Annotated in this window: 24 protein-coding genes and 2 pseudogenes; 12 read left to right on the forward strand and 14 right to left on the reverse strand. The window is 72.7% G+C overall.

The features are described 5' to 3' along the window. Positions 1 to 278: 278 nt before the first annotated feature. The 3 genes and pseudogenes from AB0A65_RS09100 to AB0A65_RS09110 all read right to left on the reverse strand — a co-directional run. Positions 279 to 1,160 carry an alpha/beta hydrolase gene (locus tag AB0A65_RS09100; protein ID WP_359948747.1) on the reverse strand — a complete coding sequence of 294 codons (882 nt, stop codon included), beginning with the start codon at positions 1,158 to 1,160 and terminating at the stop codon, positions 279 to 281. A gap of 77 nt (positions 1,161 to 1,237) precedes the next feature. Beyond that, positions 1,238 to 2,272 (reverse strand): hypothetical protein, encoded by a 1,035-nt coding sequence (locus AB0A65_RS09105; protein WP_359948750.1) that lies wholly within the window; start codon positions 2,270 to 2,272, stop codon positions 1,238 to 1,240. A 292-nt stretch (positions 2,273 to 2,564) separates the two neighbouring features. After that, a pseudogene (locus tag AB0A65_RS09110) lies at positions 2,565 to 3,272 on the reverse strand (FCD domain-containing protein); the annotation flags it as partial. 92 nt (positions 3,273 to 3,364) lie between these two features. Between AB0A65_RS09110 and AB0A65_RS09115 the strand changes: the two are divergent. Together AB0A65_RS09115 and AB0A65_RS09120 are read left to right on the forward strand one after the other, a co-directional pair. Continuing rightward, positions 3,365 to 3,868 carry a gluconokinase gene (locus AB0A65_RS09115; protein WP_359948753.1) on the forward strand — a complete coding sequence of 168 codons (504 nt, stop codon included), beginning with the start codon at positions 3,365 to 3,367 and terminating at the stop codon, positions 3,866 to 3,868. A gap of 87 nt (positions 3,869 to 3,955) precedes the next feature. Next, on the forward strand, positions 3,956 to 5,350 hold the full coding sequence (locus AB0A65_RS09120) for a GntP family permease (RefSeq protein WP_359948756.1): 1,395 nt from the start codon (positions 3,956 to 3,958) through the stop codon (positions 5,348 to 5,350). Positions 5,351 to 5,404: 54 nt separating this feature from the next. On the opposite strand, the gene AB0A65_RS09125 is transcribed toward AB0A65_RS09120, so the two are convergent. Then, positions 5,405 to 6,595, reverse strand: coding sequence for a M20 family metallopeptidase (locus tag AB0A65_RS09125; RefSeq protein WP_359948759.1), 1,191 nt, complete (start codon positions 6,593 to 6,595; stop codon positions 5,405 to 5,407). Between the two features lie 144 nt (positions 6,596 to 6,739). Beyond that, positions 6,740 to 8,518, reverse strand: a complete 1,779-nt coding sequence (locus AB0A65_RS09130; RefSeq protein ID WP_359948762.1) for a 5'-nucleotidase C-terminal domain-containing protein — start codon at positions 8,516 to 8,518, stop codon at positions 6,740 to 6,742. Positions 8,519 to 8,712: 194 nt separating this feature from the next. On the opposite strand from AB0A65_RS09130, the gene AB0A65_RS09135 reads away from it, so the two are divergent. The 6 genes from AB0A65_RS09135 (at position 8,713) to AB0A65_RS09160 (ending at position 12,797) form a co-directional block, all read left to right on the forward strand. Beyond that, positions 8,713 to 9,204: a MarR family winged helix-turn-helix transcriptional regulator gene (locus AB0A65_RS09135; RefSeq protein ID WP_359948765.1), complete on the forward strand. Its 492-nt coding sequence runs from the start codon at positions 8,713 to 8,715 to the stop codon at positions 9,202 to 9,204. After that, positions 9,179 to 10,012, forward strand: a complete 834-nt coding sequence (locus AB0A65_RS09140; RefSeq protein ID WP_359948768.1) for an alpha/beta hydrolase — start codon at positions 9,179 to 9,181, stop codon at positions 10,010 to 10,012. Before AB0A65_RS09135 ends, AB0A65_RS09140 begins: the two co-directional genes overlap by 26 nt. Further along, positions 10,009 to 11,007 (forward strand): 2-dehydropantoate 2-reductase, encoded by a 999-nt coding sequence (locus AB0A65_RS09145; protein ID WP_359948771.1) that lies wholly within the window; start codon positions 10,009 to 10,011, stop codon positions 11,005 to 11,007. Before AB0A65_RS09140 ends, AB0A65_RS09145 begins: the two co-directional genes overlap by 4 nt. Before the next feature lie 92 nt (positions 11,008 to 11,099). Further along, positions 11,100 to 11,453: a YbaB/EbfC family nucleoid-associated protein gene (locus AB0A65_RS09150; RefSeq protein ID WP_359948773.1), complete on the forward strand. Its 354-nt coding sequence runs from the start codon at positions 11,100 to 11,102 to the stop codon at positions 11,451 to 11,453. 1 nt (position 11,454) lies between these two features. Beyond that, the gene (locus tag AB0A65_RS09155) at positions 11,455 to 11,775 is read left to right on the forward strand and encodes a type VII secretion target (RefSeq protein ID WP_359948776.1); all 321 of its coding nucleotides are present in this window, start codon (positions 11,455 to 11,457) and stop codon (positions 11,773 to 11,775) included. Continuing rightward, positions 11,772 to 12,797: a hypothetical protein gene (locus AB0A65_RS09160; RefSeq protein WP_359948779.1), complete on the forward strand. Its 1,026-nt coding sequence runs from the start codon at positions 11,772 to 11,774 to the stop codon at positions 12,795 to 12,797. The genes AB0A65_RS09155 and AB0A65_RS09160 overlap by 4 nt, the downstream gene beginning before the upstream one ends. Positions 12,798 to 12,875: 78 nt before the next feature. Here the strand turns inward: AB0A65_RS09160 and AB0A65_RS09165 are convergent. The 4 genes and pseudogenes from AB0A65_RS09165 to AB0A65_RS09180 form a co-directional block, all read right to left on the reverse strand. Beyond that, positions 12,876 to 13,832: pseudogene (locus tag AB0A65_RS09165) on the reverse strand (HAMP domain-containing sensor histidine kinase); the annotation flags it as partial. After that, positions 13,829 to 14,497: a response regulator transcription factor gene (locus AB0A65_RS09170; protein ID WP_359948782.1), complete on the reverse strand. Its 669-nt coding sequence runs from the start codon at positions 14,495 to 14,497 to the stop codon at positions 13,829 to 13,831. The gene AB0A65_RS09170 and the pseudogene AB0A65_RS09165, both read right to left, overlap by 4 nt. Before the next feature lie 11 nt (positions 14,498 to 14,508). Beyond that, on the reverse strand, positions 14,509 to 16,155 hold the full coding sequence (locus tag AB0A65_RS09175) for a serine hydrolase domain-containing protein (protein WP_359948785.1): 1,647 nt from the start codon (positions 16,153 to 16,155) through the stop codon (positions 14,509 to 14,511). 100 nt (positions 16,156 to 16,255) lie between these two features. Further along, positions 16,256 to 17,554, reverse strand: coding sequence for a BNR-4 repeat-containing protein (locus tag AB0A65_RS09180; RefSeq protein ID WP_359948788.1), 1,299 nt, complete (start codon positions 17,552 to 17,554; stop codon positions 16,256 to 16,258). Positions 17,555 to 17,720: 166 nt separating this feature from the next. Between AB0A65_RS09180 and AB0A65_RS09185 the strand changes: the two genes are divergently transcribed. Next, a complete protein-coding gene (locus AB0A65_RS09185) occupies positions 17,721 to 18,461 on the forward strand; it encodes a GAP family protein (protein ID WP_359948791.1) in 741 nt (246 codons plus the stop codon). Here AB0A65_RS09185 and AB0A65_RS09190 read toward each other — a convergent pair. Further along, positions 18,451 to 19,002 (reverse strand): DUF308 domain-containing protein, encoded by a 552-nt coding sequence (locus AB0A65_RS09190; protein ID WP_359948794.1) that lies wholly within the window; start codon positions 19,000 to 19,002, stop codon positions 18,451 to 18,453. The two genes, AB0A65_RS09185 and AB0A65_RS09190, sit on opposite strands and share 11 nt — an antisense overlap. A 94-nt stretch (positions 19,003 to 19,096) precedes the next feature. On the opposite strand from AB0A65_RS09190, the gene AB0A65_RS09195 reads away from it, so the two are divergent. The 3 genes from AB0A65_RS09195 to AB0A65_RS09205 all read left to right on the forward strand — a co-directional run bounded on the left by AB0A65_RS09195 (position 19,097) and on the right by AB0A65_RS09205 (position 23,161). Continuing rightward, on the forward strand, positions 19,097 to 19,672 hold the full coding sequence (locus AB0A65_RS09195; RefSeq protein ID WP_359948797.1) for a TetR/AcrR family transcriptional regulator: 576 nt from the start codon (positions 19,097 to 19,099) through the stop codon (positions 19,670 to 19,672). A 91-nt stretch (positions 19,673 to 19,763) separates the two neighbouring features. After that, positions 19,764 to 21,452 (forward strand): ABC transporter ATP-binding protein, encoded by a 1,689-nt coding sequence (locus tag AB0A65_RS09200; protein WP_359948800.1) that lies wholly within the window; start codon positions 19,764 to 19,766, stop codon positions 21,450 to 21,452. After that, complete coding sequence (locus AB0A65_RS09205; protein WP_359948803.1) at positions 21,449 to 23,161, forward strand: ABC transporter ATP-binding protein; 1,713 nt, start codon at positions 21,449 to 21,451, stop codon at positions 23,159 to 23,161. The genes AB0A65_RS09200 and AB0A65_RS09205 overlap by 4 nt, the downstream gene beginning before the upstream one ends. Here the strand turns inward: AB0A65_RS09205 and AB0A65_RS09210 are convergent. The 4 genes from AB0A65_RS09210 to AB0A65_RS09225 are packed head-to-tail and all read right to left on the reverse strand — an operon-like array spanning position 23,158 to position 26,339. Further along, on the reverse strand, positions 23,158 to 24,153 hold the full coding sequence (locus tag AB0A65_RS09210; protein WP_359948806.1) for a hypothetical protein: 996 nt from the start codon (positions 24,151 to 24,153) through the stop codon (positions 23,158 to 23,160). The two genes, AB0A65_RS09205 and AB0A65_RS09210, sit on opposite strands and share 4 nt — an antisense overlap. Positions 24,154 to 24,180: 27 nt before the next feature. Next, positions 24,181 to 24,888 carry a sensor domain-containing protein gene (locus AB0A65_RS09215; protein WP_359948809.1) on the reverse strand — a complete coding sequence of 236 codons (708 nt, stop codon included), beginning with the start codon at positions 24,886 to 24,888 and terminating at the stop codon, positions 24,181 to 24,183. Beyond that, the gene (locus tag AB0A65_RS09220) at positions 24,885 to 25,745 is read right to left on the reverse strand and encodes an alpha/beta fold hydrolase (protein WP_359948812.1); all 861 of its coding nucleotides are present in this window, start codon (positions 25,743 to 25,745) and stop codon (positions 24,885 to 24,887) included. The genes AB0A65_RS09215 and AB0A65_RS09220 overlap by 4 nt, the downstream gene beginning before the upstream one ends. 12 nt (positions 25,746 to 25,757) lie before the next feature. After that, complete coding sequence (locus tag AB0A65_RS09225) at positions 25,758 to 26,339, reverse strand: GNAT family N-acetyltransferase (protein ID WP_359948815.1); 582 nt, start codon at positions 26,337 to 26,339, stop codon at positions 25,758 to 25,760. Positions 26,340 to 26,429 lie beyond the last annotated feature (90 nt).

A 26,429-nucleotide genomic window follows, 5' to 3' on the forward strand; every position in this document is an offset into this window, starting at 1 on the left:
CCTCCCGCGCCCAGCGCGCTTAGCGTGATTATCGGGCGGAGCGGGCGGAGCGGGCGGAGCGGGCGGAGCGGGCGGAGCGGGCGGAGCGGGCGGAGCGGGCGGAGCGGCTGGTGCCGGGACGGGCGTCGGTGTTCGCCGCGCGGGCGGGGCGGCCCGGGCGGGGTGCCTCGGTGCGCTCCGTCCCATCTGAACATCGTACAAAACCGACCAGTCGGTTTGGAAGGGGTGGAAGCCCGCGGACCGGACGGCCGAGGCCGTCCGGTCCTTCGGTGCGGCCTCTATCCGAGCGGGCAGGTGCCCCGCGACTCCTCGATCGCCGATCCGGTCGGGACCGGGCAGAGGAACTGGTCGTAGCGGGTGTCGTCGTCCACGAACCGCTTGAGCCACGAGATCGCGTACTTCGCGATGGTGGTGTTGGATGAGTTGGGCGCGAAGTGCGACGCGCCGTTCAGCTCGATGTACATCTTCTCGGCCGAACTGGGGATCGAGTTGTAGAACGGCACGCTGTGCGAGGCCACCGGCGCGACCGAGTCGTTCTCGGCCCCGAAGATCAGGGTCGGGGTGCTGATCGTGCTCCACGACTTCGTGGTGTGCCACGGCGTCATCGGGATGCTCGCCTTGATGTCCGGGTTCTCCCGGGTCGCTTCGAGCGAGCCGCCGCCGCCCATGGAGTGGCCCATGACGGCGAGCCGGTCGGCGTCCACGCGGGTGCGGACCGAGCTGCGCTCGGTGAGGTAGTCGAGGGCGGCCTGGAGTTGGTCGGCCCGCTGGCCCGGCTGGTCGAGCGTGGTGTTGGTGTCGATCGTGAAGACCACGAAGCCCTGCGAGGCCAGGCGCGGGCCGAGCCACGAGATCGAGGACTGCGTCCCGGTGTAGCCGGGGACGATGACGACGGCGCCGAACGTGCCGTCGGCGGTGGTCGTCGGGTAGTAGACGGTGCCGCCGCCGAATCCGGTGACCAGTGAGGACACGCTCGTGGTCGACACCGCGTAGGAGCCGCGGACGGCCTCGATGCTGGAGTTGGTGGGGGCCGGCCCGCGCTCGTACGGGTTGTCGGCCGCCGCGGCGCTCGGCGCGGTCGCGACGGCGACCCCGACGGCCGCCGACAGCACCGCCGCGAGCACGGCGGCGAGCATTCCCCGCTTCCTGGTTGCCTGCATGGCTACGTCCTCCTCGATGGGAAATCAAGTGATGGACGTAAATATCTATTGTTCGGTGCGGTCGTGCATCGGTGAAATCACCGGTCCTCGCGCAGTAAGGCGTGCGCCGCCTCGACCGCGAGCTCCGCTTCCGCGGTGGCCGCCGCGTAGTGCAGGCGGCGCATCGAGCGGATCGCGGAGCGGATCTCCTGGAGGTAGCCGCTCGCGGTGTGCGCCTTGCGGAAGTGGGGTTCGGGGAGCACAGCGGGGTCCACGCCGACGGTGTCGATGGCGACGCCGTACGGGAGTCCCATGTGGGCGATGGCGTCGCAGTGCTGGAACGCCGTGTACGGTGCGGAGGTCACGACGAGGACGCTGTCGCCGGGGGCGAGGTCGGCGACCTCGTCGGCCCAGAAGCGGCAGGTGTCCACGGTGTCGGCGCGGCGGCGGTCCGGGATGGAGGACGGGGCCGCGACGGCGCGCACGGACATCGGCCCGTGCTCGTAGGTCGCCACCTTCCACGACCGGCCCGGCTCGCGGTGCGGGTCGCCGCCCTCGGCGATGTGCGGGCGGCCCTCGATCCCGAAGGCCCGCTTGAGGGACGCCTCGATGGCGTCCACCTCGAACGCGCCGCAGTGGAGCCCGCTCAGGCGGGCCGACTCCAGGTCCGCGTCGCCGAGCGGCCGGAAGCCGCCGACGCCGGTGACGTGGTCGGCCTCCGTCCCGGCCGCGAGGATCTCCGCGGCGAAGCGGGTGCGGAACAGGCACGAGGCGACGAGTCCGCCGAGCACCAGGACGTGCGTGTAGTGCTCCAGCCGCGGCTTGAGTTCGGCGCCGAGGCCGAGGGCCAGCGCGGCTTCGGCGACGGCGGCCTCCTGCTCGGGGTCGAGCGGGCGCGCCTCGGTCTCGTGGCGTTCGCGTCCGGCCCGGAAGTCCCAGTGGACGGCGGAGAACGCTTCGAGGTAGGCGAGGTCGGTCGCGGTGCCGGTGCCCGGGAGCGAGCCGCCGTAGCGGTGCAGGAGGGCGGCCATGGGTTCGGATCCGACCCAGGCGGCGACGTCGTCGAGGAGCGAGCGGGGCTCGGAGCCCCGGCCGTCGTAGTGCGGCAATCGCACGGGTGCGAACTCGGGCATGGCTAGTCCGATCTGCGGTGGAGTCGCGGCCTTGTGAGCCGTGGTGTCTTTGGGGCTCATGCTAATCGGTTACTGCGTGTACTTCTCTGTTCAGACCAGGCGAAACGCCGTGTCGTCGCCCAAACACGCCGGTGCGATGAGCCGAGTGGTGCGCGCGCGGGGTGGGGTTGCCGACCGCGCGTGGGGTGGTCCTGGTGTGCGGTGGGCGAACACGGGTCCGTCCCTGTCGCTTGGAAGGCGCTGTCAGGCGCCCCGGGGGTTGCCTCGGGCTCGCTCTCGGTGGAGGCCGGGCCCGTCGTAAGCGGGGGAGCATCGCGGTTCGCACCTCGGCGAGGAGCCGCCGCATGGCGTTCTCGGCGTCGTTGGAGTGCCCCGAGGCGACGGCGGCGGCGACGGCGTCGTGCAGGTCGAGGGCCTCGGGGACGGGCCGGTGGGGCATGAGGCCCAGTTGGGTCCGACCGCGCAGGACGGCGGCCACGGGGTCGGCGAGGGCGCCGAACATCTCGTTGCCGCTGGCGCGCAGGAGGAGTTCGTGGAACTCGACGTCGCGCTCCATGAACTCGGTCAGCTCGGCGGCCTCGCCGAGGCGGCGCAGGACGGCGGCGAGTTCGACCACGCGGGCGCGCTGGGGCGCGGTGGCGGCGCGGGCCGCGGCTCCGGCGGCGAGGGGCTCGACGGCGATGCGCAGCTCGGTGAGCGTGCGCAGCTGGGCGTTGCGGCCCGGCCCGGCCAGGCGCCACCAGATCACCTTGGGGTCGAAGACGTTCCAGTCGGCGATGGGGCGCACGGTGATGCCGACGCGGCGGCGGGAGCGGACCATGCCCATGCTCTCCAGGACGCGCATGGCCTCGCGGGCGACGGTGCGGGAGACGCCGAAGCGCTCCTGGATGCCGTCCAGGGTGAGCACGTGCCCGTCCGGCAGCTCGCCGGAGGCGATCTCCAGCCCGAGCTTGTCGAGCACGGGATCATGGAGGCCCGTGGGGTTTCGCGTGTCGCCCATGTCGGAATCCTATCCGGGCCCGGGTTGCGCCGCCGAACGAATGGTGTTACCTTTCCGACGGAAAAGTATTACCTTTCAAAGAGGAGGGGTCCATGTCCGCGACCTGCCTGGTCGTCATGGGGGTGACGGGCTCGGGAAAGAGCACCGTCGCCAAGCTGCTCGCCGACCGGCTCGACTGGCCGTTCACCGAGGGCGACGAGCTCCACCCCGCCGGGAACATCGCGAAGATGACCGCGGGCGTGCCGCTCACCGACGCCGACCGAGAACCGTGGCTGCGGATCATCCGCGACCGGATCGGCGCCGAGGCCGCCAAGGGGCACTCCTCCGTCTTCACCTGCTCGGCCCTGCGCCGCGCCTACCGCGACGTCCTCCGCGAGGCCGACGCGCGCGTGCGCTTCGTCCACCTCGACGGCTCCCGCGAGCTCATCGGCGGCCGCCTCGGCCGCCGCAGCGGCCACTTCATGCCCCCGCGCCTCCTCGACTCCCAGTTCGCCGCGCTCGAACCGCTCGGCCCCGACGAGGACGGCGTCGTCGTGAACGTCGCCGACACCCCGGAGGTCATCGCCGACGAGGTCCTGGCCTTCCTCGGACACTGACCCCGCCACCCGCCCCCGCAGACTCCCCTCGGATCGCCCCCTCCCCGGCAATCCCGCCTCCCCGCAACGCAAAGGAGCTTGCACCCCATGGAATTGGACTGGACCCAGACCCTCGGAGCCGGACCGCTCCTGGGGATAGCCGCAGGGGCCGTGGCCCTGCTGCTCGTCCTCATCATCTGGCTGCGCGTCCACGCGTTCCTCGCGCTGGTCACCGTCTCGGTGCTCACCGCGTTCGCGACCGGCATCCCCGCCGAGCACCTCATCCCCGTGATCTCCTCGGGCTTCGGCTCGACCCTCGCGAGCGTGGCCCTCCTGGTGGGCCTCGGCGCGATGCTCGGGCGCCTTGTCGAGGTCTCCGGCGGCGCGAAGGCCCTGACCGACATGCTCATCGCGAAGTTCGGGGAGGACCGCGCGCCGCTCGCCCTGGGCGTCGCGTCGCTGATCTTCGGGTTCCCGATCTTCTTCGACGCCGGGCTCGTCGTCATGCTGCCGATCATCTTCGCGGTCGCGCGCCGCCTCGGCGGCGGCGTCCTCAAGTACGCATTGCCTGCGGCAGGCGCGTTCTCGGTCATGCACATCTACGTGCCGCCGCACCCCGGCCCGGTCGCCGCCAGCTCCCTGCTCGGTGCCGACGTCGGCCTGGTCGTGGCGCTCGGCCTGCTCGTCGCGATCCCCACCTGGTACCTGACGAGCTACCTGTACGGCCTCTGGGCGGGCAAGCGCATCGAACTCCCGGTGCCCGACGTCCTCTCCGGCGGCCCGCAGACCGAGGACGCCGAGAACCCGCCGCGCGCCCGCACCGTCATCCTCCTGCTGCTCCTGCCGCTGGTGATGATCTTCTTCGACACGGGCCTGAACACCGCGGGCACGGCGGGCTGGGTCGACACCGAGGCGCCCTGGTTCAGCGTCGCCCGCGCGCTCGGCTCCACGCCGATCGCCCTGCTCATCACCGTGTTCGTCGCGTCCTACGTCCTCGGCGAGCGCCGCGGCCGCACCCGCGACTGGGTCGAGGACCTGCTCAACAACGCGCTTGGCCCGGTCTGCGCGATCATCCTCATCACCGGCGCGGGCGGCATGTTCGGCGGCGTCCTGCGCACCAGCGGCATCGGCGACGCCCTTTCCGACGCGCTCTCGGGGATCGGCCTGCCGGTCATCGTGGCGGGCTTCGTGATCGCCACGGCCCTGCGCGTCGCCCAAGGGTCCGCGACCGTGGCCCTCACGGCCGCCGCCGGGCTCGTGCAGCCCGTCGTCGGCGCGGGGGACTTCAACGCCGTGCAGCTCGCCGCGATCGTCCTCGCGCTCGCCGCGGGCTCGGTCATGGCCAGCCACGTCAACGACTCCGGGTTCTGGCTCGTCGGCCGGTTCCTCGGCATGGACGTCAAGACCACCCTGAAGACCTGGACGGTCATGGAGACCACGATCGGCCTCATGGGCTTCGGCCTCGCGTGCGCGATCTACGGGATCGCAACGCTCGCAAGCTGACACAGACGGAACGAGGGGAGGTGGGCGCACGCCCACCTCCCCTCGAACGTCGCTCTAGCCGCGCTTCATGCGGCGCACGGCCAGCTCCGCGAGGAGCGCTGCGCCGTCGGCGAGGATCGAGTCGTCGAACGCCGCGCGCGGCGAGTGGTTCGACGCCGCGTCCGCCGGGTTCTCCTTCACGGTGGCGCCGTAGAACATGTAGCTCCCGGGCACCGCCTCCAGGACCCGCGAGAAGTCCTCCGAGCCCATGACCGGGTCGGGCATCTCCACGTACCGGTCCGCGCCGAACAGGTCAGTAGCGGTCTCGGCCACGAACGCCGCCTCGTCCGCGTCGTTGATCGTCGCCGGGTACTCGCGCTCGAACCGCACGTCCGCGGTGAGCCCGTGCGCGGTCGCGATGTCCTGCGCGAGCTTCACCGACTCCTTCTCGACCTGCGCGAGCGCCTCCTCGGAGAACGTGCGCACCGTCGCCGCGAACTGCGCGTTGTCGGGGATGATGTTGTGCCGCGTGCCCGCGTTGAACGTGCCCACGGTGATGACGATCGGGTCCCACACGTTGAACCGGCGCGTCACGAGCGCCTGGAGCGCCGTGATGATCTCGGCGGCCACCGGGATCGGGTCGAGCGTCGTGTTCGGACGGGACCCGTGCCCGCCCTTGCCGATCACGTTCACGAACAGCCCCGAGGACGCGGCCATCATCGGCCCCGCCTTCGTCGTGAACACCCCGCGCGGCACGGTGTCCGAGATGACGTGCAGCCCGTACGCGGCGTCGACCTTGCGGCCCGCGGCCTCCAGCACGCCTTCGGCGATCATGTGCCCGGCGCCGTCCCAGCCCTCCTCGCCCGGCTGGAACATGAACACCACGTCCCCGGCCAGCTCGGCCTGGTGCGCCGAAAGCAGCTTCGCGGCGCCCACGAGCCCGGCCGTGTGCAGGTCGTGCCCGCACGCGTGCATGGTGCCCACGTGCTTCGACACCCACTCGGCGGGGTTCTCCTCGGTCACCGGCAGTGCGTCCATGTCGCCGCGCAGCAGCACCGCCGGACCCGGCTTGCCGCCGCGCAGGACCGCGGTGACCGCGGTCGAGGACTCGCCGAGGGTGATCTCCAGCGGCAGGCCCTCCAGGGCGGCGAGGACGGCCGCCTGCGTCTTGGGCAGGTCGAGTCCGATCTCGGGGATCTGGTGGAGTTCGCGCCGCAGTGCGACGAGCTCGCCCTCGATGGCGGCGGCCTCTTCCCGGAAGTCCATGTGCGCTCCTGGCGTATTGGGTTCTCGTTTGCTAGCCGGGCGGTCAGTTCGCCTGGTGGACGCAATACTGCCACGCGGTGGCGGAACGCACCAGGGCGCCGCGGAGAACCGCGGCGCCCCGGGAGGCGGTACTGCGAGGCGGCGCTAGAAGACCGGCGCCCCGTCGCGGGTGAGCACCCAGTCGACCGACGCGAACTCGGCCGGGTCCAGGGCGCCCTTGGCGGTCACCCACTCGATGATCCGGGTGCGGATCTCGATCGACTCGCTCCAGACCTCCTCGGCGGCGGCCACGTGCGGGAAGTTCCCGCCGCCGTTCGCGCGGTAGTTGTTGACCGCGAACACGAACTGCTGCGCGTCGTCCACGTCGGCGCCCGCGTACTTCAGGTTCGCGATGCGCGAGCCGGCGGCCTTGGCGATGTCGATCTCGTACGTGAAGCCCGAGACGTAGTCGTAGTTGTAGTCGGGCCGGTCGTCCGCGTTGGTGATCGCGTCCGGGTCCACGTCGCCGCCCGCGGCGGTCTGCACGTAGTACTGCGCGGAGTACTCCAGGTAGTCCCGGATCTCGGCGCCGGTCAGCAGCTTCGCGACGAGGGTGTTGTCGTAGATGTACAGGCTCGACAGGTCCTTGATCTTCACGTCGCCCTGGGGGATCAGGGAGGTCCGCGAGAACGGCGACGCCTGCGACACCACCGGCAGGTCCGCGTGCTCGGTGCCCGCCAGCGCCGCCTTCACGACGTCCTCCTGGACCTTCGTGATGAGGTCGATGATCGGCTCGTCCTTGTAGCGGGCCTCGGCCGTGTCGAGGTCGATCGACGCCTGGCCGACGACCTGGTTGACGTAGGCCACGACCTCGTCGTGCTCGGCGGTGAGGATCTCGGTGATCCGCTCGTGCTCCTCGACGGTGTTCGAGTTGAGGACCGTCGCGCCCGCGGACTCCACCTTCCAGGAGCCCTTGTCCCACACCAGGTCGAAGTCGAAGCGGGTGAGGCGCTGGCCGTAGCAGAGCGGCTCGGAGAGGATGACCTCGCGCCCGTCGGGGCCGGCCACGCGGGTCTCGGCGATCTCGACGTGGGCGTGGCCGACCAGGATCGCGTCGATGCCGGGGACGGTCTCGGCGACGATCTTGGAGGCGTTCTCGATGCCCAGGCCGGTGGAGGTGTCGTACGCGGAGGTCCCGGAGGTGCCGGAGTGCGCGGAGACGATGACGACGTCGACGCACTCCCTCTCGCGCAGGTGCTTGACCCAGTGCGCGGCCTCGGTCTCCAGGCTGGGGAACTCCAGGACGCCGTCGACGATGGCCTTGTCCCAGATGGTCACGCCGGGCGTGCAGAGGCCGAGGATCGCGACCTTGACGTCGCGTCCGCGCGGGGTGCGCAGGCGCACGATGTGGTACGGCGGGAACGCGGGGCGGCCGGTCTCGGTGTCGACGACGTTGGCGCCGAGGAGCGGGAAGTCGAGCTGCGACTCGAACTTGCGGAGCGTGTCGAGGCCGTAGTTGAACTCGTGGTTGCCGAGCGCGGCGGCGTCGTAGTCGACGGCGTTCATGGCCTGGGCCATGGGGTGGACGGGGCCGCCGTCCTCGGCGATGGGGTCGACGCGCGCGTAGTAGTACGCGAGGGGCGTGCCCTGGATGGTGTCGCCCGCGTCGATGAGGATGGTGTTCTTCTTCCCGAGCTCGTCGCGGATCTGCTCGACGAGGGTCGCGACGCGGGCGAGGCCGCGGGTGTTCCCGGCGGCGTCGCTGTAGGCGGCGTCCTTGAAGTAGTCCCAGTTGAAGACGTTCCCGTGGAGGTCGGTGGTGCCCATGACGGTGAACGAGTAGCGCTTGGCGGACTGCTTCGCCTCCGCGGGCGAGGCGGCGGCGACGGCGGCCGCGGCCCCGGCGGCCGAGGCGCCGAGGAGGGTTCTGCGGTTGACTGGCATTCGGGGTTGCTCCTAACTCAGCACCGGTGTTATGCGAGGGATGCCTGGAGTATGGCACTCGGAGATTCCACTCCCCGCCGGGTGTCATCCCATGACCCCATCTTGAACGGCGGGTTTCCAGTTCGCAGCGGTTCGGCCGCACAGGTCCCGGTGCGGCTTGCGCGACGGTCCGCAGATATGTCAACATAGTTGACATGTTCGTGGACGACGCCGACATCGCCCTGTTCTTCGCCGGCTGGCGCGGCTTCACCGCCGCCGCCGACGAGACCCTGCGCGCCGAGGGCCTCGGCCGCACCGACCACCGGGTCCTCTACGTCGTCGTCCGCCGTCCCGGCATCGGCGTCACCGAACTCGCCGCCGCCCTCGGCATCACCCGCCAGGCCCTGCACCGGCCCCTGTCGGCGCTGCGCCGCCGCGGACTCGTCCGCGCCGACGTGCCCGCCCGCAGCGGGCGCGAGCGCGCCCTCGCCGCGACCGCCGCCGGACGCGACCTGGAGCGGCGCGCGACCGGTCCGCAGCTCGACCACATCGCTCAGGTGCTCGCCGCGGCGGGGCCCGAGGCGATGGACGGCTGGCGGGCGGTCATGCGCGGCTTCGCCGCCGCCGCGGTCGAGGGCCTGCCCGACGCCGTCGCCGACCTCCTCGAACCGGAAGGGCCCCATGACGACTCCGCAGACCTCCGCTGAGACCGAGGCGGGCCCGGCCGACGGCGAGCCCGTCGTGTTCGTCCCCGGCGCCACCCTCCCGAAGTTCGTCTGGGAGGACGCCGCCGAAACCCTCGCGCGGCACGGGTTCCGCACCGTCCGCTACGACCTCCTCGGCCGCGACGCCGCCGCCGCGCCCCGGACCCGCTACGACGCCGCGCTGTTCGACCGGCAGCTCGACGCCCTCCTCGACCACCTCAGCCCCGACCGGCCCGTGCACCTGGTGTCCCTCGCGTTCGGCGCGCTCATCGCCGCGGGCTTCGCGGCCCGGCGCCCGCAGCGCGTCCGCTCCCTCGTCCACGTGGCGCCCGACGGGTTCGGCGTGCGCCTGCCGCTGCGGTCGCGACTGCTGCTGCTCCCCGTCGCCGGGGACCTCCTCGCGCGCGCCGCCGGGCCGCGCGCGCTCCTGTCGCGGCTCGCGGACTACTCCGACCGGCCCGAGATCGTCGCCGCGCTCCGCGAGCGGTTCCGCCCCCACGCCACCCCGGCGCTCACGCGCGCGGTCCTGTCCTCGGTGCGGCACATGCCGATCCACGACGCCGCCGAGCAGTACCGCGCCGTCGCCGACGTGCCGACGCTCGTCCTGTGGGGACGCGGCGACCGCGTCACCCCGCTGCCGTCCCCTGAGCGTCTGGAGGCGGCGTTCCCCAACGCCCGCATCACGGTCCTTGAGGACTGCGGGCACCTCCCGGACCTCGAACGGCCCGGCCGGGTCGCGGCGCACCTCCTCCCGTTCCTGCGCGAGCACGCGGACCCCGGTACGCCGCAGCGGGGTAGCATCCCCGGATGATCTGCGTCTACGGGGCCGGAAGCATCGGGTGCTATGTCGGCGGGCGGCTCGCCGCGGCCGGGGCGGACGTCGTGTTCGTCGGGCGCGAGCGGTTCGCGGCCGAGGTCCGCGCGCACGGGCTCCACGTCACCGACCTCGACGGGGCCGACGAGCGGATCGCGAAGCCCCGCTACGAGACCGGACCGGCCGCCGCCGCTGACGCGGACCTCGTGCTGGTCGCCGTCAAGTCCGCCGCCACCGCCGATGCGGCCGCGGAGCTCGCGCCGCTGCTGCGCCCCGGCACGCCCGTCGTCAGCCTCCAGAACGGCCTGCGCAACGCCGCGGTCCTGCGCGCCGGGCTCCCGGACGCCGAGGTCGTCCCGGGCATGGTCGCGTTCAACGTCGTGCACCGCGGGGAGGGCCGCTTCCACCGCGGCACCGGCGGCGGCCTCGAAGCCCAGGCCAGTCCGGCGCTCGCCCCGTTCCTCCCCGACTTCGCCAGGGCCGCAATGCCGTTGACGCTCCACGGCGATCTTCTCGGCGTGCAGGCCGCGAAGCTCCTCCTCAACCTCAACAACGCCGTCAACGCCCTCTCGGGCCTGCCGCTGCGCACTGAACTGTCCCAAAGGAACTACCGGCGCGTGCTCGCCCGCGCCCAGCGCGAGGCCCTCGCCGCCTACAGGGCCGCGGGCATCAGGCCCGCCAAGGCCGCCGGGACCGATCCGCGGCTCGTCCCGTACGTGCTCGGCCTGCCCGACGCCCTGTTCGCGCGCGTCGCCGCCCGGATGCTCGCCGTCGACCCCCACGCCCGGTCCTCCACGTTCGACGACCTCGCGGCGGGCCGCCCCACCGAGGTCGACTACCTCAACGGCGAGATCGCCGCGCTCGCCGCCGAGCACGGCACGGCCGCGCCGGTGAACGAGCGGTTGACGGCGCTCGTCCACGCCGCCGAGGCCGGGGGCCGCCGCGATTTCACCGGTGCCGAGCTCATCGCGGCCATGACGCGCCCTGACTGAGCGCACCCGTTCAGGGCGCCGCCACCTCCGGTTCACTCTCGTTGGCTAGCTTGACATCCGCACCAACGGCACAACCGAAGAAGGAGGATGGGATGCGAACGCCAGAAGAGATCATGCAGGAACTCGAATCCCGCGTCGCCGTCATCCAGGAGCAGGCCGGCCGCGCCGAGGAGCTGCTCGCCGAATCCGAGGTCACCGCCGCCGACGAGGACGAGATCGTCACCGTCACCGTCAACGCGGGCGGCACGCTCACCGGCCTGCGCTTCTCGCCCCAGGCGCGCGGCCTCTCCGGCACCGGCCTCGCCGACCTGGTGCTGGAGGTCTACCGGCTCGCCGTCGAGGAGTCCGGCCGCAAGACCGCCGAGATCATGTCCGGCCTCCTCGGGGCCGACTCCGAGGCCATGGACGTCATCACCGGTTTCGCCCGGCCCAAGGCGGAGGACTGACATGGTCAAAGTGGACCCCCAGATGCTCCGCGACCACGCGTCGAAGCTCGTCAACGGCCCCATGCCGATCGTGGTCCAGGCCGCCGACGCCGCGAAGACCGTGCGCCTCGGCGACGAGAACGCCTACGGCATCGTCTTCGCCCAGCTGATCCCGCCCGCCCTGGACCTGTTCCTCGACGACGGGACCGAGACCCTCGACTCGATCGACGACCTCGGCAACGGCTTCACCGCGGCCCTCCAGGCCACCGCCCAGCAGTACCAGACCGTGGACGAAGAGGTCGCCGCCGTGTTCGACGCCCTCCAGAAGGAGCTCGACCGGTGAACGCCGCGAACCCCCTCATCGAGGGCGAGACCCCCACCTCGATGCCGCAGAGCTCCAAGATCTTCTACGGCGTCTACAAGGCCGGCCAGGCGTACGGGAACGCCATCACCCAGGGGCAGGTGGACGTCGGCGACATCGCCTCGTCCACGTTCTCCCTCGGGCTCGACGCCCTCTCGTTCATCTCCAACCCCTTCAAGCACCTCGTCCAGGCCGGCGTCTCCTGGCTGTTCGAGCACATCTCGTTCCTGCGCGAACCCCTCGACTGGCTGGCGGGCAACCCCAACGCCATCGAGGGCCTGGCGATGACCTGGAACAACATCGCGATGGCGCTCCACGACGCCTCCGAGGCGTGGAACACCGAGGTCCAGACCACCACCGACTGGGAGGGCCAGGACGCCGAGGCGTACCGCAACAGCGCCACCGCGTTCGGCGGCGTCATCAGCGGCACCGCCGACGGCGCGAAGTGGACCGCGAACCTCATCACCGGCGCGGGCGTGCTCGTCGCGATCTTCCGGACCATGTTCCTGGAGATCATCTCCAACTTCATCGCCGAGGCGATCCTGTGGATCCTCTCCGCGCTCGCCACCGCCGGGTTCACGTTCGGCGCCACCGCGGCCGCCGCGGTCGCGCGGGTCGTCTCCAAGGCCGTGTCGGTCTTCGCGAACCTGGTCGGCAAGCTCGGCCAGCTCATGTCGAAGCTCGGCCGCTGGGTCTCCTCGCTGCGCAAGTTCGGCAGCCAGTCGACCGGCCTGAAGAAGTCCCTCGACGGCGCCACCGACCAGCTCCTCAAGGGCACCTCGACGGGCCTGATGCGCGGCGGCGGGAAGGTCATGGACGGGGCGCAGAACCTGCGGAACCTCTCCAACACCCCGCTCGCGAAGTCGATGGACCCGCTGAAGAACAGCTGGAAGAACCCCATCGACAAGATGAAGACGATCAAGTACACGGCGAACTCCACGGCCGCGGGCGAGAACCAGGTCTCCAACATGGAGAAGGAGCGCGAGGCCAACGGCGGGCCGTAACCCCCGCACGCCGGTTCCGCGCGGCAGCACCAGCCGGAACCGGCACCCTCCCGCCCCGTCGAGGAGCACGACGTCGCCGCCGTGCGCCTGCGCGATCTGGCGCGCGATCGGCAGGCCCAGGCCCGTCCCCGGGGCCCGGTCGCCGCGCCAGAACCGCTCGAACACGTGCTCCCGGTCCGCCTCGGCGATCCCCGGGCCCTCGTCGATCACGGTGAGCGCCAACGCGTCCGGGCCCGCCTCGACCTCGATCCGCACCACGGTCCCTTCAGGAGCGTGCTTGACCGCGTTCCCGACGAGGTTCGCCACCGCGCGGCGCACGCTCGGACCGTCCACCGCGGCCTCCGCACTCGCCGCCCCGCTCACCTCCACCGGCGCGGGCGCGAACTCCGCGGCCACCTCCCTCGCCAGCACCGCCAGGTCCACCGGCCGCCGGTCGATCACGCGGGCCCGGCCGCGGGCGTCCACCAGCAGCTCGCCCACGACGTCGCGCAGCCGCTGGGCCGCGTTCCGGCTGCGCTCCAGGCCCTCCCGGTACAGGTCCAGGTCCGGTTCCGGGTGCGCCAGCACCACGTCCGCGCCGGTGATGAGGACCGCGAGCGGGGTCCGCAGCTCGTGGCTCGCCTCCTCGATGAGCTTGCGCTGCACCAGGGCCGACCGCTCCAGCCGGTCCAGCATCGAGTCGAACGCGGCCGCGAGCGCCCGCGCCTCGGCCGTCCCCTGCGCGCTCCCCACCCGCAGCCCCAGGTCCGACGCCTCGATCCGCTCGGCCGCGGCCCGCACCCGCTCGAACGGGCGCACCGCCCGGCCCGACCACCACCACGCGAGCGCGACGGTGACCGGGAGCAGGAGCACCACGGTGAGCACGCCCCACGGGTTCGGGCCGACCCCGGTGCGCGAGACGACGCGCTCGACCCCGTCCGCGCCGATCTCCGTGTACACCTCCTGCGTGATCGCGGTGACCGCGAAGACCAGGACCACCGGGAGGTAGATCGCGAGGGACCCGGTGAGCGCCAAGCGGACCCGCAGCGAGTTCACCCGGCCTCCAGGCGGTAGCCCGCGCCGGTGACCGTGCTGATCGGGCCCGGCTCGCCGAGCTTGCGGCGCAGGCGGCTGAGGATCACCCGCACGGAGGCGGTGAACGGGTCGGCCTGCGCGTCCCACACGTGCTCCAGCAGGTCCTCAGTGGACGTGATCTCGCCGGGGTGGTGCATGAAGTACCTGAGCATGGAGAACTCCCTCGCGGTCAGTTCGAGTTCGGCGCCGCCGCGCCAGGCCCGGTGCGCGGCGGCGTCGAGCCGCAGGTCCCCGACTTCGAGGACCGCGTCCCTGACGTCGGCGCGGCGCGACAGGGCCCGCAGCCGCGCCGCCAGCTCCGCGAAGTCGAAGGGCTTGACCAGGTAGTCGTCGGCGCCCGCGTCGAGCCCGGCGACCCGGTCGTCCACGGCGTCGCGGGCGGTGAGCACGATGAGGCGCCGCGGGCGCCGCAGGTGCGGGTCGGCCCCGAGCCGCCGCAGCAGCGCGAGGCCGTCCCCGTCCGGCAGCCCCAGGTCGAGGCAGGCCACGTCGAAGTCGCTGGCGCACAGCAGCTCCTCGGCCTCGGCGCAGGTCACAGCCAGGTCCACGGCATACGCCTCGTTCCGCAGCCCGAGCGCGAGCACGGGGCCCAGGTCCGGGTCGTCCTCGACCAGCAGGATGCGCACGCCGTCTCCTCTCAGCGCCGGGCCGCGGCGGACCCGGCCGGCCCGGTCACGGTCATCGAGTCCTCGTCGAAGGCGACGCGCACGCCGTCGCCGACCCCGGCGAGGTCGCGGCGGTACTCGCCCTCACCGGTGGGCACCAGCGTAAACGCCGGGGGCTCGGCGCCGAGCCACACGCCGCCGATGCCGCCCCGCTCGTCCAGGGCGTACCAGCCGAGCACGGTCTCCTCGGCGGTCACGAGTTCGACGTAGGTGCGCAGCTCGCCCTGCTCCTCCACGGTGCCCGCGGGCCGGACCTCCTCGATCGCGCCGATGTCGCCCTCGACGGCCTCCAGCTCCTCGCGTCCGGCGTCGGTCTCCCCGGCGAGGAGCGCGGCGACCAGGGCCTCGTGGGCGGCGACGTCCTCGGCGGTGAAGTCCGCTGAGGCGAACATCGCCGCCACGGCGTCGGCCCCGGTCGCGGCGGCTTCGAGGCCGTCCTCGGTCGCGGTCACCGTGTACGACCCGCCCGAGTCGAGCACGTAGGTGCCCTCCCTTGCTTGCAGCTCTTCGGGATCGACCTCGGCGTGCCCCTCGGGGAGCGGGATGGGCTCCCCGGCGGCGAGCGCGGGCCCGATCGCGTCCACGAGGTCGCCCGCGGTGACCTCCTCGCCGTTCGAGGCGACCGCGAGGCTCATGCCCTGCTCGGGCAGCCACGCGGCGACCGCGTTGTGCCCGGTGTCGCCGCCGCCCCCGGACGCGGTGATCACGGGCGTGCCGAGCAGGTCCGGCCCCACGGAGACCCACCCGGGGATCTCGGCGCTGCCGTCCCCGTTGTCGAACGTCGTGTCCGTGAGCGTCTGCACCGCTTCGTCATCGATGACGTCGCCCTCGAACAGGGCCCGCGTCCAGGCGGCGAGCTCCCCGGCGGTCATGGCGAGGTCCCCGTTGCCCTCCATGGCCCAGAACGGCCCCGCGAAGTCCCCGTTCGCGGTCGACGGCGCCCCGTCGACCTGCCCGACCGCGCGCGGCCCGGGCGCGGCTGGCTCGCCGTCCCAGAACCCGCCGAACGGCTCACTTTGCAGGACGAGGATCTCCGACGCCATGTGGTCCCTGTAGGACCCGGTCACCTCGTCGACGATGAGCGCGAGCAGCGAGTACCCGGCGTTCGAGTACAGAAAGTCGCTCCCGGGCTCGAACGCCGACGCGAGGCCGCTGATCGCCGCGACCGCCTCGTCCCGGTCGAGCGGCTCGTGGTCGCGGCCGTGCTCGCCTTCGAGGCCGCTCGTGTGCAGGAGCAGCTGCTCGACCGTGGCCTCGGCGGCCGGACCGGAGAGCCCCGGCAGCAGCGACCCGGCCGTGTCCTCAAGGGACAGCTTCCCCTCATGCGCCAGTCCGAGGACCGCCGCGGCCGTGAACGACTTGCTCACCGACCCGATCGCGAACACCGTGTCGTCGGTGACCGGCGCGGTCCCGTCGGCGGTCCCGAACGCGGCCTTGCACTCCACGCCCCCGCCGGTGAGCGCCACGGTCCCGCTGAACCCGGCGTCGGCCCACCGCCCCAGCCCGCTCACCAGGTCCGGGTCGCAGCCCGGCGCCGCCTCCGGCGCCCGGCCCTCCGCGACCGACGTGCACCCCGCGGCGAGCAGCGCCGCCGCGACCATCACTGAAACTCGTCTCATACCCCGGACCGTAAGGGCCGCGGTGTAAACCGGGCTTGAACGAAGGCGGTCCCCGGGCCCCCGGCGCTCTTTCCGGGGGCCCGGGAGCTCAGGGCCTGTCCTAGGCGCCGCGGGGGAGGTCGCGCAGGACGATCTCGCAGTCGTAGTGCTGGGAGGCGGTCATGGTGCCGCGGAACCACAGCAGCGGCGTGCGGGACGGGTCGCCGGGGGCGGCGATGGGGCGCAGGTTGTCCACCGCGGAGTCCTCGGTCACGGGCGTCCACGTCCAGGTGGCGCCGTCGTCTTCGGTGCGGGCGTGGAAGATCTCGTGGAACGCCAGGGCCGAGCCGTCGCGCGGGTCCACTGTGGTCGAGACGTACACGGAGTCGAGGTCGTACGGGTCGATCGAGGCCAGGCCCGTGTAGTCCTCCTCGTGCGGCATGAGGCCCGCCCCGGCCTTCGCGAACTCGTTCACGGTCCACGTGCCGCCGGGCGCCATGCGCGCGTAGAAGAACCGCAGGTCCGGGTGGGCGCGCCGCCGGTCGAGGTGCTCCTCCTCGCCCGCGCGGGCCGTGAGGACCGCGGCGACCGAGCCGTCCTCGCCGCGCCGGATGTCGGTGGTCCAGCAGTGCGACATCCGCACCCCGCCCCACCGCGACCCGGCCTCCAGGATCGTCGTCAGCTCCACTTGGGACGGCGCCTCGCCGCTCACGGCCGCGGCGTCCACGATGGTGCCGTCGCTGCGGTGCAGGGCCCCGTTCTCCAAGTAGCCGTGGTAGATCGAGTTGTCGTAGTCGCGCGGGTGGTGGTCGGTGGTGACCAGGTCGATCCGCTTCCCGTCCCCTGCGTACCGCGTGTAGCCGTTGACGTAGCCGACCTTCGGGCGCGTGAACAGCTTGCCCGCGTAGGTCCACGTGTCGCCGTCGTCGTCGGAGACCAGCGCGCACTGGTCGTCGTTCACGGCGCGCGCGAAGCAGTACAGGCGCCCGCCCATGGACCGGAGGTTCGAGTAGGTGACGCCCGCGCCGCCGGTGAGGCCGCTCCAGTCGAACTCCCGCTCGGGCCCCCAGCGGGTCGGGTCGCCCGGTTCGCTGACGCGCCAGCGGGTGCGGTCGTCGGTCTTGTGCTTGGTGTAGACGGCGAGCCAGCGGCCGTCGGCGCGGCGCCAGAGCGCGGGCACGTCGTGGTCGTCGGTCTCGAACGCCTCGTGGAGCACCACGACCCGGCTCGTCCCGGCCCGCAGGTCGACCACCGCGAGCTCGACGTTCCCGGACCGGCCCTCCCCGCCGGGGCCTTCGGCCGCGCTGATCGAGCCGACCACGAGGGTCTGCGTCGCGGGGTCGACGAGCGCGCGCTCGTCCTGGAACCAGCACCAGGCTCCGTTGTCGTTGACCGTGAGGATCGGGGGGTTCGCGTTCACGGAGGGTTCCCTTCGTCGGCGTCCTTGCCTTTGGTCCCACCCTACTGGAAAGCGCTATCCAAATCCAGTCCCCACCTTCGTCCTGCGACCAAAGGCGCAGTCCCGGCGGTGAAGATCGATCCCGCGGCCGACGCCCGGACCCCCTTGCGCTCCATACGCTCGCACCATGGACCTCGCCATGGCCGCCTCGCTGGCCGCCCTCGCCCTCATCGACTCGACGAGCTTCGGGACGCTGCTCATCCCGATCTGGCTGCTCCTCGCGCCCGGTCGCGTCAGGGCCGGCCGGATGCTCGTCTACCTCGGGACGATCACGGTGTTCTACTTCGCGGTCGGCATGGCGATCGTGCTCGGCGCGACCACGTTCGTCGACGACCTCGGCGCGCTCCTGGACACCCGGCCCGCGATGTGGGTGCAGCTCGCCGTCGGCGTCGGCCTCGTCGTCCTCAGCTTCCGCTTCGACTCCAAGAAGTCCAAGGAAGGAGGCGGCCGCATGGCCCGCTGGCGCGAGCGCGCCCTCGGCGCCGAGACCGGGCCCGGCACGACCAGGACCCGCACCGGCGCGCTCCCCCTCGTCGGCCTCGCCCTCGGCGCGGCCACCCTCGAAGTCGCCACGATGCTCCCGTACCTCGCGGCGATCGGCATCGTCACCACCGCGGGCCTCGGCGCGGCGGCCACCACCGCCACGATGGCCGGGTACTGCCTCGTCATGGTCGTCCCGGCCCTGGTCCTCATGACGGCCCGCCTCGTCGCCCGCAACGCCGTCGAGCCGCTCCTGGTGAAGATCAACGACTGGATGACCAAGAACGCCGCCTCCACCACCGGCTGGATCGTGGGCATCGTCGGCTTCCTGGTGGCCCGAGACGCCGCCTGGCGCCTCGGACTCCTGGAGCAGCTGCTCAATCGGTGACGGGGTTCGGCTTGCGGTGCAGGCGGATCGCCGAGACGAGGAAGAAGAGGCCGCCGACGACGGCGTATCCGGCGGGGCCGGTGAGGGCCGCGGCGTCGGTGCCGGACTGGAGGATGAAGGCGGTGCCCGCGACGGTCGAGAGGGCGCCGCTGAGGATCTGGGGCCACTGGCCGCCGAGCCTGCGGCGGCGGATCGCGACGACGAGCTGCACGATTCCGGCGGTGATCGCCCAGGCGCCCCACACGCGGAGCACGGCCGGGAGGCCGGAGGCCGCCGCGAAGCCGAGGCCGACCGCGGCGAGGAGGCTCAGCGCCATGTTGACGTACAGGGCGGGCCGGTCCCCGGTGGGGGAGCGGAAGTCGACGACGGCCGCGGCCACGTCGAACAGCGGGTAGAGCACGAGCAGCGCGGCCCCGAGCGGGCCGATCTCCGCGCCGCTCGCGACGAGGAGCCCGGCCCAGACGGCGGCGAAGGCGAAGCGGCCGTAGTACAGGCTGCGCAGCGAGCGCTGCGCGGGCCGGGACTCGAGATCGGTGGTCATGGCGTCCTCCTGTGAAGTGAAGTAGAATGACTAGTCACTCTACTTGAGGATCATACGCACGGCGATCCCGGAGGGCAAGAGCGGAGGGGCACGTATGATCGCGACCGTGAAGACCTCGATGCGCGAGCGCCTCATTGAGGCCGCCATGCAGCTGTTCTACGCCTCCGGCCTGCGGGCGGTGAGCGTCGACAAGGTCATCGAGGCCGCCGCGACCACGAAGGTCACGTTCTACCGCCACTTCAAGGGCAAGGACGACCTCGTCGTCGCCTACCTGGAGCGCCGCGCCGCCATCGAGCGCGAGGGCATCGGCGCGGCCGTCGGTCACGGCGGCGGCGACCCCGCGGCCGTGATGCGCCTCGTCTCCGAGGCCCTCGCCGTCATCACCTGCGAGCCCGGCTTCCGCGGCTGCCCGTTCATCAACGCCGCCGCCGAGTACCCCGACCCCGAGAGCAGCGTCCGCAAGGCCGTCGACGAGCACCGCCGCTGGTGCAAGGACGCGTTCGCCGACCTCGTCGCCCCCCTCGCCGCCGACCCCGCCGCCGCGGCCGACGACCTCATGCTCCTGCGCGACGGCGCCATGGTCGCCGGCTACCTCGACGCCCCCGAAGCGGTCGCCGCGTCCTTCCTCCGCAGCGCCACCGCTGTCCTCGACGGACTCAAGCGGGACTGACCCCGACCGCGGAACGTGGGCGGCTTCACCTTGCGCCGTAAGTTAGGTTTGCCTAATATTCCGGTGAAGCCCGACACCCAGACAGGAACCCATGCCGCTCCCCGTGCTGCTCCAGGCCCCACCCGAGCCGATCCCGGTGCGGCCCATCCGCATCGACGCCAAGACCACGCCCAGGCAGCTGACGCTCCGCGCCATCGCCGCCGCGCCCCGGCAGATGGTCCCCGCCGCGCTGCTGCTCGTCATGCACCAGGTCGGCGAGTCCCTCGTCCCGGTCATCATGGGCTTCGCGATCGACCAGGCCGTCGCCACCGGCGACTACGTCAGGCTCGCGCTGTGCGTACTCCTCCTCGGCGCCGACTTCGCGCTCCTGAGCTACAGCTACCGGTTCGGGTCCCGCTTCGGACTCCTCGGCATCGAAGCGGTCCAGCACCGCCTGCGGACCCTCGTCGCCGACCGCCTCCTCGACCCCAAGGGCGTCAAGGGACGCGCCGGACTCCCCGGCGTCTCCCTCTCCATCGCCTCCACGGACGTCAACAACCTCGCACGCGCCGTCTCGATCGCCGCCTGGCCCGTCGGGGAGCTCGCCGCCGTCCTGCTCACCGGCACCGTGCTCATGGTCCTGTCCTGGGAGCTCGGACTCATCGTCCTCATCGGCGTCCCCCTGCTGCTCCTCATCATGGACCGCGCGGGCGGGCCCCTGCGCCGCCGCAGCCACGACCAGTCCGCGCTCGCCGCCGAAGCCTCCGGCAAGGCCGCCGACCTCCTCGCCGGGTACCGGGTCCTCTCCGGCCTCGGCGCCCAGGGCGCCGCCGCCGACCGGTACCGCAGGGCCAGCCGCGACGCCCTCGACGGCAGCCTCCACGCCGCAGGCGCCCAAGGCGTCTACACCGGCTCGATGAACCTCGCCTCCGGCCTGTTCGTCGCCGGGCTCGCGCTCGTCGCGGGCCTCCGCGCCCTCAACGGCGACCTCACCGTCGGCCAGCTCATCACCATCGTGGGCCTCACCCAGTTCATCATCGGCCCCCTCAGCGGCCTCGCCACGAACGCCGGTGCGATCTGGGCCGCCGCCCTCGCCTCCGCCGAGCGCGTGCTCTCCATCCTCCAACTGCCCCACCGCGACGCGGCCCACGGCGACGCCCGCCCCGACCAGGGCGACGGCAAGCTGAGCCTGAGCGGCGTGCGCACCGAGCACCTCGACGGCGTCGACCTCGTCGTCGCCCCCGGCGAATGCGTCGGCCTCCGCGCCACCCCCGCGGCCGCCGCCGACCTCGCCGCGCTCCTCTCCGGCGGCGCGCACCCCGAGGCGGGCACCGTCACCTGGCAGGGCCGCCCCTTCGCCGAGTACGACCTCGAAGCGCTCCGCGCCGCCGTCCTCGTCGTCCCGCACCACGCCGCCCTCTTCGACGGCAGCATCCTGGAGAACGTCGGCCTCCTCACCGCCGACCGCGACACTGTGGACGCGGCCCTTGAAGCGGCCGACTGCGCCGAGATCATCGACGCCGCCCCCGACGGGATCGACACCGAGGTCGGCGAGGACGGCCTGCGCCTCTCCGGCGGCCAGCGCCAGCGCATCGCCCTCGCCCGCGCGCTCGCGCAGCGACCGCCGCTCCTGGTCCTCCAGGACCCGACGACCGCCGTCGACTCGGTCACCGAGTCCCGCATCGCCGAGCGCCTCCGCGCCGCCCGCGGGACCCGCTCGACCCTCCTCGTCACCGACGCGCCCGCGCTCCTCGCCGTGTGCGACCGCGTGGTCGACCTGAACGGGAAGGCCGCCGCATGAGCGACGACACCCGCGAGACCCTGCCGCTCGCCTCCGCCGCGCAGGTCCGCTCCGAAGTCCGCCTCGCCCTCAAGGGCGGCGCATGGAAAGTCGTCGGCGTCGTCACGCTCCTCACCTTGGGCGCCGCCGCCGGACTCGCCACCCCCTGGGCGCTCGGCGCCCTCGTCGACGCCGTCGCCGATAGCGAAGGCGCCCAGGCCGTCTGGCTCCTCGCCGGGGCCATCGCCGCCGGTGCGCTCTTCGCCGCGCTCTTCGACGGCCTCGGCCAGGTCGGCGCCACCCGCCTCGTGGAGCGCGTCCTCGCCTCCACCCGCGAGCGCATGGTCGCCCGCGGCCTCTCCCTGCCCCGCGCCGCCCTCGAACGCGCCGGCGCCGGGGACCTCGTCTCCCGCGCGGGCGACGACGTCGCCGTCATCGCCGAGGCCGCGCCGTACGTCGTCCCGGCCGTCACGGGCTCGGCGTTCACCATCGCCACCACCGTCGTCGGCATCGCCGTCCTCGACTGGCGCTTCGCCGTCGCGGCCCTCGTCCTGGTCATCCCCGTCTACGTGGTCACGCTGCGCTGGCACCGCCGCAACGCCCCGCAGATCTACGAGGCCGAGCGCGCCGCGATGGCGACCCGCGCGCAGCACCTCCTCGCGTCGCTGCGCGGCATCGAGACCGTCCACGCGTTCAACCTCTCAGGGACGCACGGCAAGCGGATCCTCATCGCCTCCTGGGCGGTCAGCATCTGGTCCGTGCGCGCCCGCACCGTCATCAACGGGTTCTTCGCGCGCATCAACCTCGCCGAGTTCCTCGGTATGAGCTCGATCCTCGTCGTCGGCTTCCTGCTGGTGCGCGAGGGCCACGGGACCGTGGGCGCCGCGACGACCGCGATGCTGTTCTTCCTGCGCCTCTTCGGGCCCATCAACGAGCTCATGTTCGTGGTGGACGAGCTCCAGTCCGCGCTGGCCTCGATGCGCCGCATCGTCGGCGTCATCCACGCCGACGAGTTCAAGGCCGCCGAACGCGCCGAGCCGGGCACCGCCGCGGCCGACGCTTCGGACATCCGCTTCGAGTACCTCCCGGGCCACCCGGTGCTCGACGGCGTCTCGCTTCGCATCGGCGCCACCGAGACCGTCGCCCTCGTCGGCTCCTCGGGTGCGGGCAAGTCGACGCTCGCGGCGATCGTCGCGGGCGTCCTCGACCCGGGTGCCGGGACCGTGAAGGGCACGGCCGCCCTGGTTACCCAGGAGGTCCACGTCTTCGACGGGACCCTGCGCGAGAACCTCGACCTGGTCCGCCCGGGCGCGGGCGACGACGAGCTCATCGCGGCCCTGGAGCGCGTCGGCGCCGACTCGCTGCTGTCCCTCCCGGAGGGCCTCGACACCGGTGTCGGCGACCGCGGCACGGAGCTCACTCCGGCCCAGGCGCAGTCACTCGCCTTGGCGCGCATCGTGCTCCTCGATCCGCCGCTCGCGGTCCTGGACGAGGCGACCTCCGAGGCCGGGAGCGCCGACTCCGCGGCCCTCGACCACGCCTCGTCGGCCGCCCTCGAAGGCCGCGCGGGCCTGCTCGTCGCCCACCGCCTCGACCAGGCGGCGCGCGCCGACCGGATCGTGGTCATGGAGCACGGCCGCATCGTCGAGGAGGGCACCCACGACACCCTCGCCGCCGCCGAAGGCCCCTACGCCCGCGCCTGGAGCCTCTGGACCCGGGGCCGCTCCTAAGCGGCGCTTCGGCGCCGAAGGACCCGGCCGAGATAGACGAGGGCCAGAACCTCGACGGCGATAGTCAACGCCGCGGTGACGAGGCCCGAGACGCCGTGGCCGGGGACCATGAACGCGGTGTGCGCGACCATGGCCCCGGCGACGAGGTGGAGGCAGTGGGCGTCGGCCCACTCGGAGTGGGCGGCCCAGCGCCGGACGAGCCAGATCGTCACGGCGCCAAGGGCGAGGGCGGCCGCGATCGGCAGCAGGAGCGGCACGGCGTCGCCGAACACCGGGCCGCCCGGACGCAGACCCGCGGGCATGAGCAGCCCGAGGAACGCGAGCGTCGCGGCGAACGAGAAGACGGCGACCGGGAGCGGCCGGGACGGCAGGGCCCTGACGGGAGCGGACCGTCCAGGAAGGACCTTGAGGGCGACCACCGCCAGCACCGCGATGGCGGCGCCGATGGCGATGAGCGCGACCGGCGGCGTCTGGTAGCCCGGGTCCTGAGTGGCGGCGATCCCGTAGCGCAGCCCGAGGATGCCCAAGACGGTGACCACGGCGGTGTTCACGAACCCGCCCGTACCCAGGTAGGGCCGGGAGCGGTGGTGCGGGAACAGCAGGTCCGCCAGCAGGATCGGGATCAGGACGCTGAACACGACGTGGATGCCCACCTGCGCGAGCCAGTAGGTGGCGTTGAACCCGAGCAGGCGCAGGCTCCACTCCGAGGCGTCGTACATCGTGGGGCTGGTCAGGGCCTGGAGGCCCAGGCCGTCCTCGGCCAGTTCGTAGGCCAGGCCGAGGACGACCAGGCTCGGCCAGCCGCCCCCGGCGCGGACGGCGGCCTCGCGGATCAGCAGCACTCCGGCGCCGTACATCGGGATCAAGAGCGGCAGCGCGATCCACGTCTGCGGCACCGCGACCGCCGTGAAGGTCAGCTCGGCGCACAAGGGCGCCAGGACGACCAGTGCCCAGGCGGCCTTGAGCCGGCCGCGCGGAGTGCCGTCTTCCATGAGGGTCTCCTTTCGTCGCTTACCGAGTCAGACCGCGAGGCGCTGGCGGGCGCGCTCGGCCGCGGACTCGGCGCCGGCAGGGGCCCCGTACGGGTCGCGGTCGTCGGCGGGGGAGGTGAGCAGGCCCGCGTCGGTCGCGGACTGCATCTTGGCGAGGCCGCGCAGGACGACCGGCTGGAGGACCGAGAACACGAAGCTCCCGATGCCCGCGAGGGTCATGGCGTCCCGGTACGAGTCGCCCCAGCCGAGCCACTGCGTGGCGTACTCCATGCCGTCGGTCCCGACGTGGCGGCGGATGAGCCAGCCGTACAGCGGGTAGAAGGTGACCGCGAGGGTCACGGCCCACCAGGTCACGCCCACGACGAACCCGAAGAGCGCCACAGGGAACTGCACCGCGGCCCACAGCAGGTTCTTCCACGACCGGCCGTCCGACAGCGGCGTCAGGAACCGGCGCAGGGGCGCGGCACCGTACGCCGCCCGCTTGTAGCGGGGCGCGGCCACCGGGCGGCCCAGCAGCGCGCCGAGCCGGCCGCGGGCGGCGGCGCTGACGCCGCGCAGCGCGAACAGGGTCGCCGCGAGGATCGGCACGCCGACCCACACGGCGACGGTGCCCGCGCCCGCGCCGATCCCCGCGACCGCGACCACGAAGGCGGCCACGGCGATCGGGAACGCCGCGAACAGGTAGACGGTGTCCGCGGCGACCTGCCGGAACACCTTGATGTAGACCTGCTTCACGCGTGCCGCTCGGCGATCTGGGACAGGATCGCGACGACCTCGGGCCGGTAGAACGGCCCGACGTGCGGCAGCGGCGCCGAGAACACCTCGGTCGGGTTGTGCGGGGTCAGCCGGTCGGCCTCGGCGATGAACCGGTCCTGGAGCGCCGGCGGGATGAGCCGGTCCTCGGTGAACCGCACGTAGGTGCGGGGGATGCGGCCCCAGCGGTCGGCGTCCACGCGGACCTCCGACACCGGGATCGCGACCGGCTCGTCGGGCTGGAACAGGTTGAGGAGGCGGGTGAGCTCGGCGTCGGAGAGCCCGCCCGCGAGGCAGTCGCGGATGCCGTCGAGCAGCTTCCGGTCGCTGGTCCGCCAGTTGACGCGGGCCACGCCGAGCTCGGCCGGGTCGCCCGCGAGCGCGGCGGTGACGTTGGGGAGCAGGCTGCCCGCGTTCTCGGGCTGTTCGAGGTACGCGGCCATCGTCGGCAGGTCCACGCAGCAGTACGCGGCCATGTAGACGAGGCGGTCGACCAGCTCGGGCACGGCGTTGCCGACGCGGCTGAGCGAGACCCCGCCCTGGCTGGAGCCGACGAGGATCACCGGGCCGAGCCGCTTGGCGCGCTCGACGACGTCGATGACGTGCGCCTCGTAGTCGTCGAGGGTGTAGGACGCGATCGGCGTGGGCTCCTTGGCGAGCGCGGCGAGGTCCTGCGGCGCCTGGTACGCCTGCGGGAAGGACCCGTCGATCCCGTGGCCGGGGAGGTCGACGGCGACGGTGCGGTACCCGCGCAGGGTGAGCTCGGAGGTGAGCCCGACCCAGCTGAAGGACGAGACGTGCGTGCCGTGCACGAGCACGAAGGTGGGGACGGCGGACATGTTGGACTCCTCTTAGTGGTTGGTTTCGGCGGCTTCGCGCCACATGGGTTGGATCTCGGGCGAGTCCTCGACCCGGACCGGCAGGCCCAGGTCGGCGAACCCGTGCCGCAGGTAGAGCGCGCGGCTCTGCGGCGAGCTGGCTTCGAGGTAGGCGGGGAGCCCGGCGCGGTCGGCGCGGGCGAGGCCCTCGCGCAGCAGCGCCGAGCCGATGCCCTGCCCCTGGCGGCCCGCGGCCACCCCCATCAGCGGGAGGTACAGGTGGTCGCGGTCGAGGGGGTGCCGCGCGTCGAGGGCGGCGCCGACGGCGGCGAGCCGGGCGAGCGGTCCGGCGGTGGGCCCGGCGGTCTCGGCGTGGAGCGGTTCGCCTGCGGCGAGCCGGATCCAGACCGCGGCGCCGGCGCCGTCCGCGGCGAGCGCGCACTCGGCCTGCGGGTGGGCGATGAACGAGCGGTAGAAGCCGTCCTGGTAGGCGGGGCGGCGCTCGGGGTCGGGGAAGAGCCAGGCGGCGAGCGCGTCGGCGCCGAACGCCGAGGTGAGCACCGCGGTGACGGCGTCGGCGTCACTCTCGGTTGCGTACGCTGTATCGATCTTCATGACCCCAGACTGCCGCATAACGAACCGGATATGCCACCCAAACAGCCATGAAGTGCACTAGTCCAGCAGGCAACGACCTAGTACACTTGG

The sequence above is a fragment of the Glycomyces sp. NPDC047010 genome (genome assembly GCF_040644205.1).
Taxonomy (GTDB): Bacteria; Actinomycetota; Actinomycetes; order Mycobacteriales; family Micromonosporaceae; genus Glycomyces.

Excerpts from the sequence above, each read along its gene's own strand:
- AB0A65_RS09100 (WP_359948747.1), bottom strand. The coding sequence starts at position 1,160 with ATGCAGGCAACCAGGAAGCGGGGAATGCTCGCCGCCGTGCTCGCGGCG.
- AB0A65_RS09155 (WP_359948776.1), top strand. The coding sequence starts at position 11,455 with ATGGTCAAAGTGGACCCCCAGATGCTCCGCGACCACGCGTCGAAGCTC.
- AB0A65_RS09175 (WP_359948785.1), bottom strand. The coding sequence starts at position 16,155 with ATGAGACGAGTTTCAGTGATGGTCGCGGCGGCGCTGCTCGCCGCGGGG.
- AB0A65_RS09210 (WP_359948806.1), bottom strand. The coding sequence starts at position 24,153 with ATGGAAGACGGCACTCCGCGCGGCCGGCTCAAGGCCGCCTGGGCACTG.
- AB0A65_RS09145 (WP_359948771.1), top strand. The coding sequence starts at position 10,009 with ATGATCTGCGTCTACGGGGCCGGAAGCATCGGGTGCTATGTCGGCGGG.
- AB0A65_RS09185 (WP_359948791.1), top strand. The coding sequence starts at position 17,721 with ATGGACCTCGCCATGGCCGCCTCGCTGGCCGCCCTCGCCCTCATCGAC.
- AB0A65_RS09220 (WP_359948812.1), bottom strand. The coding sequence starts at position 25,745 with ATGTCCGCCGTCCCCACCTTCGTGCTCGTGCACGGCACGCACGTCTCG.
- AB0A65_RS09140 (WP_359948768.1), top strand. The coding sequence starts at position 9,179 with ATGACGACTCCGCAGACCTCCGCTGAGACCGAGGCGGGCCCGGCCGAC.
- AB0A65_RS09115 (WP_359948753.1), top strand. The coding sequence starts at position 3,365 with ATGTCCGCGACCTGCCTGGTCGTCATGGGGGTGACGGGCTCGGGAAAG.
- AB0A65_RS09120 (WP_359948756.1), top strand. The coding sequence starts at position 3,956 with ATGGAATTGGACTGGACCCAGACCCTCGGAGCCGGACCGCTCCTGGGG.
- AB0A65_RS09105 (WP_359948750.1), bottom strand. The coding sequence starts at position 2,272 with ATGCCCGAGTTCGCACCCGTGCGATTGCCGCACTACGACGGCCGGGGC.
- AB0A65_RS09125 (WP_359948759.1), bottom strand. The coding sequence starts at position 6,595 with ATGGACTTCCGGGAAGAGGCCGCCGCCATCGAGGGCGAGCTCGTCGCA.
- AB0A65_RS09150 (WP_359948773.1), top strand. The coding sequence starts at position 11,100 with ATGCGAACGCCAGAAGAGATCATGCAGGAACTCGAATCCCGCGTCGCC.
- AB0A65_RS09130 (WP_359948762.1), bottom strand. The coding sequence starts at position 8,518 with ATGCCAGTCAACCGCAGAACCCTCCTCGGCGCCTCGGCCGCCGGGGCC.
- AB0A65_RS09135 (WP_359948765.1), top strand. The coding sequence starts at position 8,713 with ATGTTCGTGGACGACGCCGACATCGCCCTGTTCTTCGCCGGCTGGCGC.
- AB0A65_RS09200 (WP_359948800.1), top strand. The coding sequence starts at position 19,764 with ATGCCGCTCCCCGTGCTGCTCCAGGCCCCACCCGAGCCGATCCCGGTG.
- AB0A65_RS09190 (WP_359948794.1), bottom strand. The coding sequence starts at position 19,002 with ATGACCACCGATCTCGAGTCCCGGCCCGCGCAGCGCTCGCTGCGCAGC.
- AB0A65_RS09205 (WP_359948803.1), top strand. The coding sequence starts at position 21,449 with ATGAGCGACGACACCCGCGAGACCCTGCCGCTCGCCTCCGCCGCGCAG.
- AB0A65_RS09225 (WP_359948815.1), bottom strand. The coding sequence starts at position 26,339 with ATGAAGATCGATACAGCGTACGCAACCGAGAGTGACGCCGACGCCGTC.
- AB0A65_RS09195 (WP_359948797.1), top strand. The coding sequence starts at position 19,097 with ATGATCGCGACCGTGAAGACCTCGATGCGCGAGCGCCTCATTGAGGCC.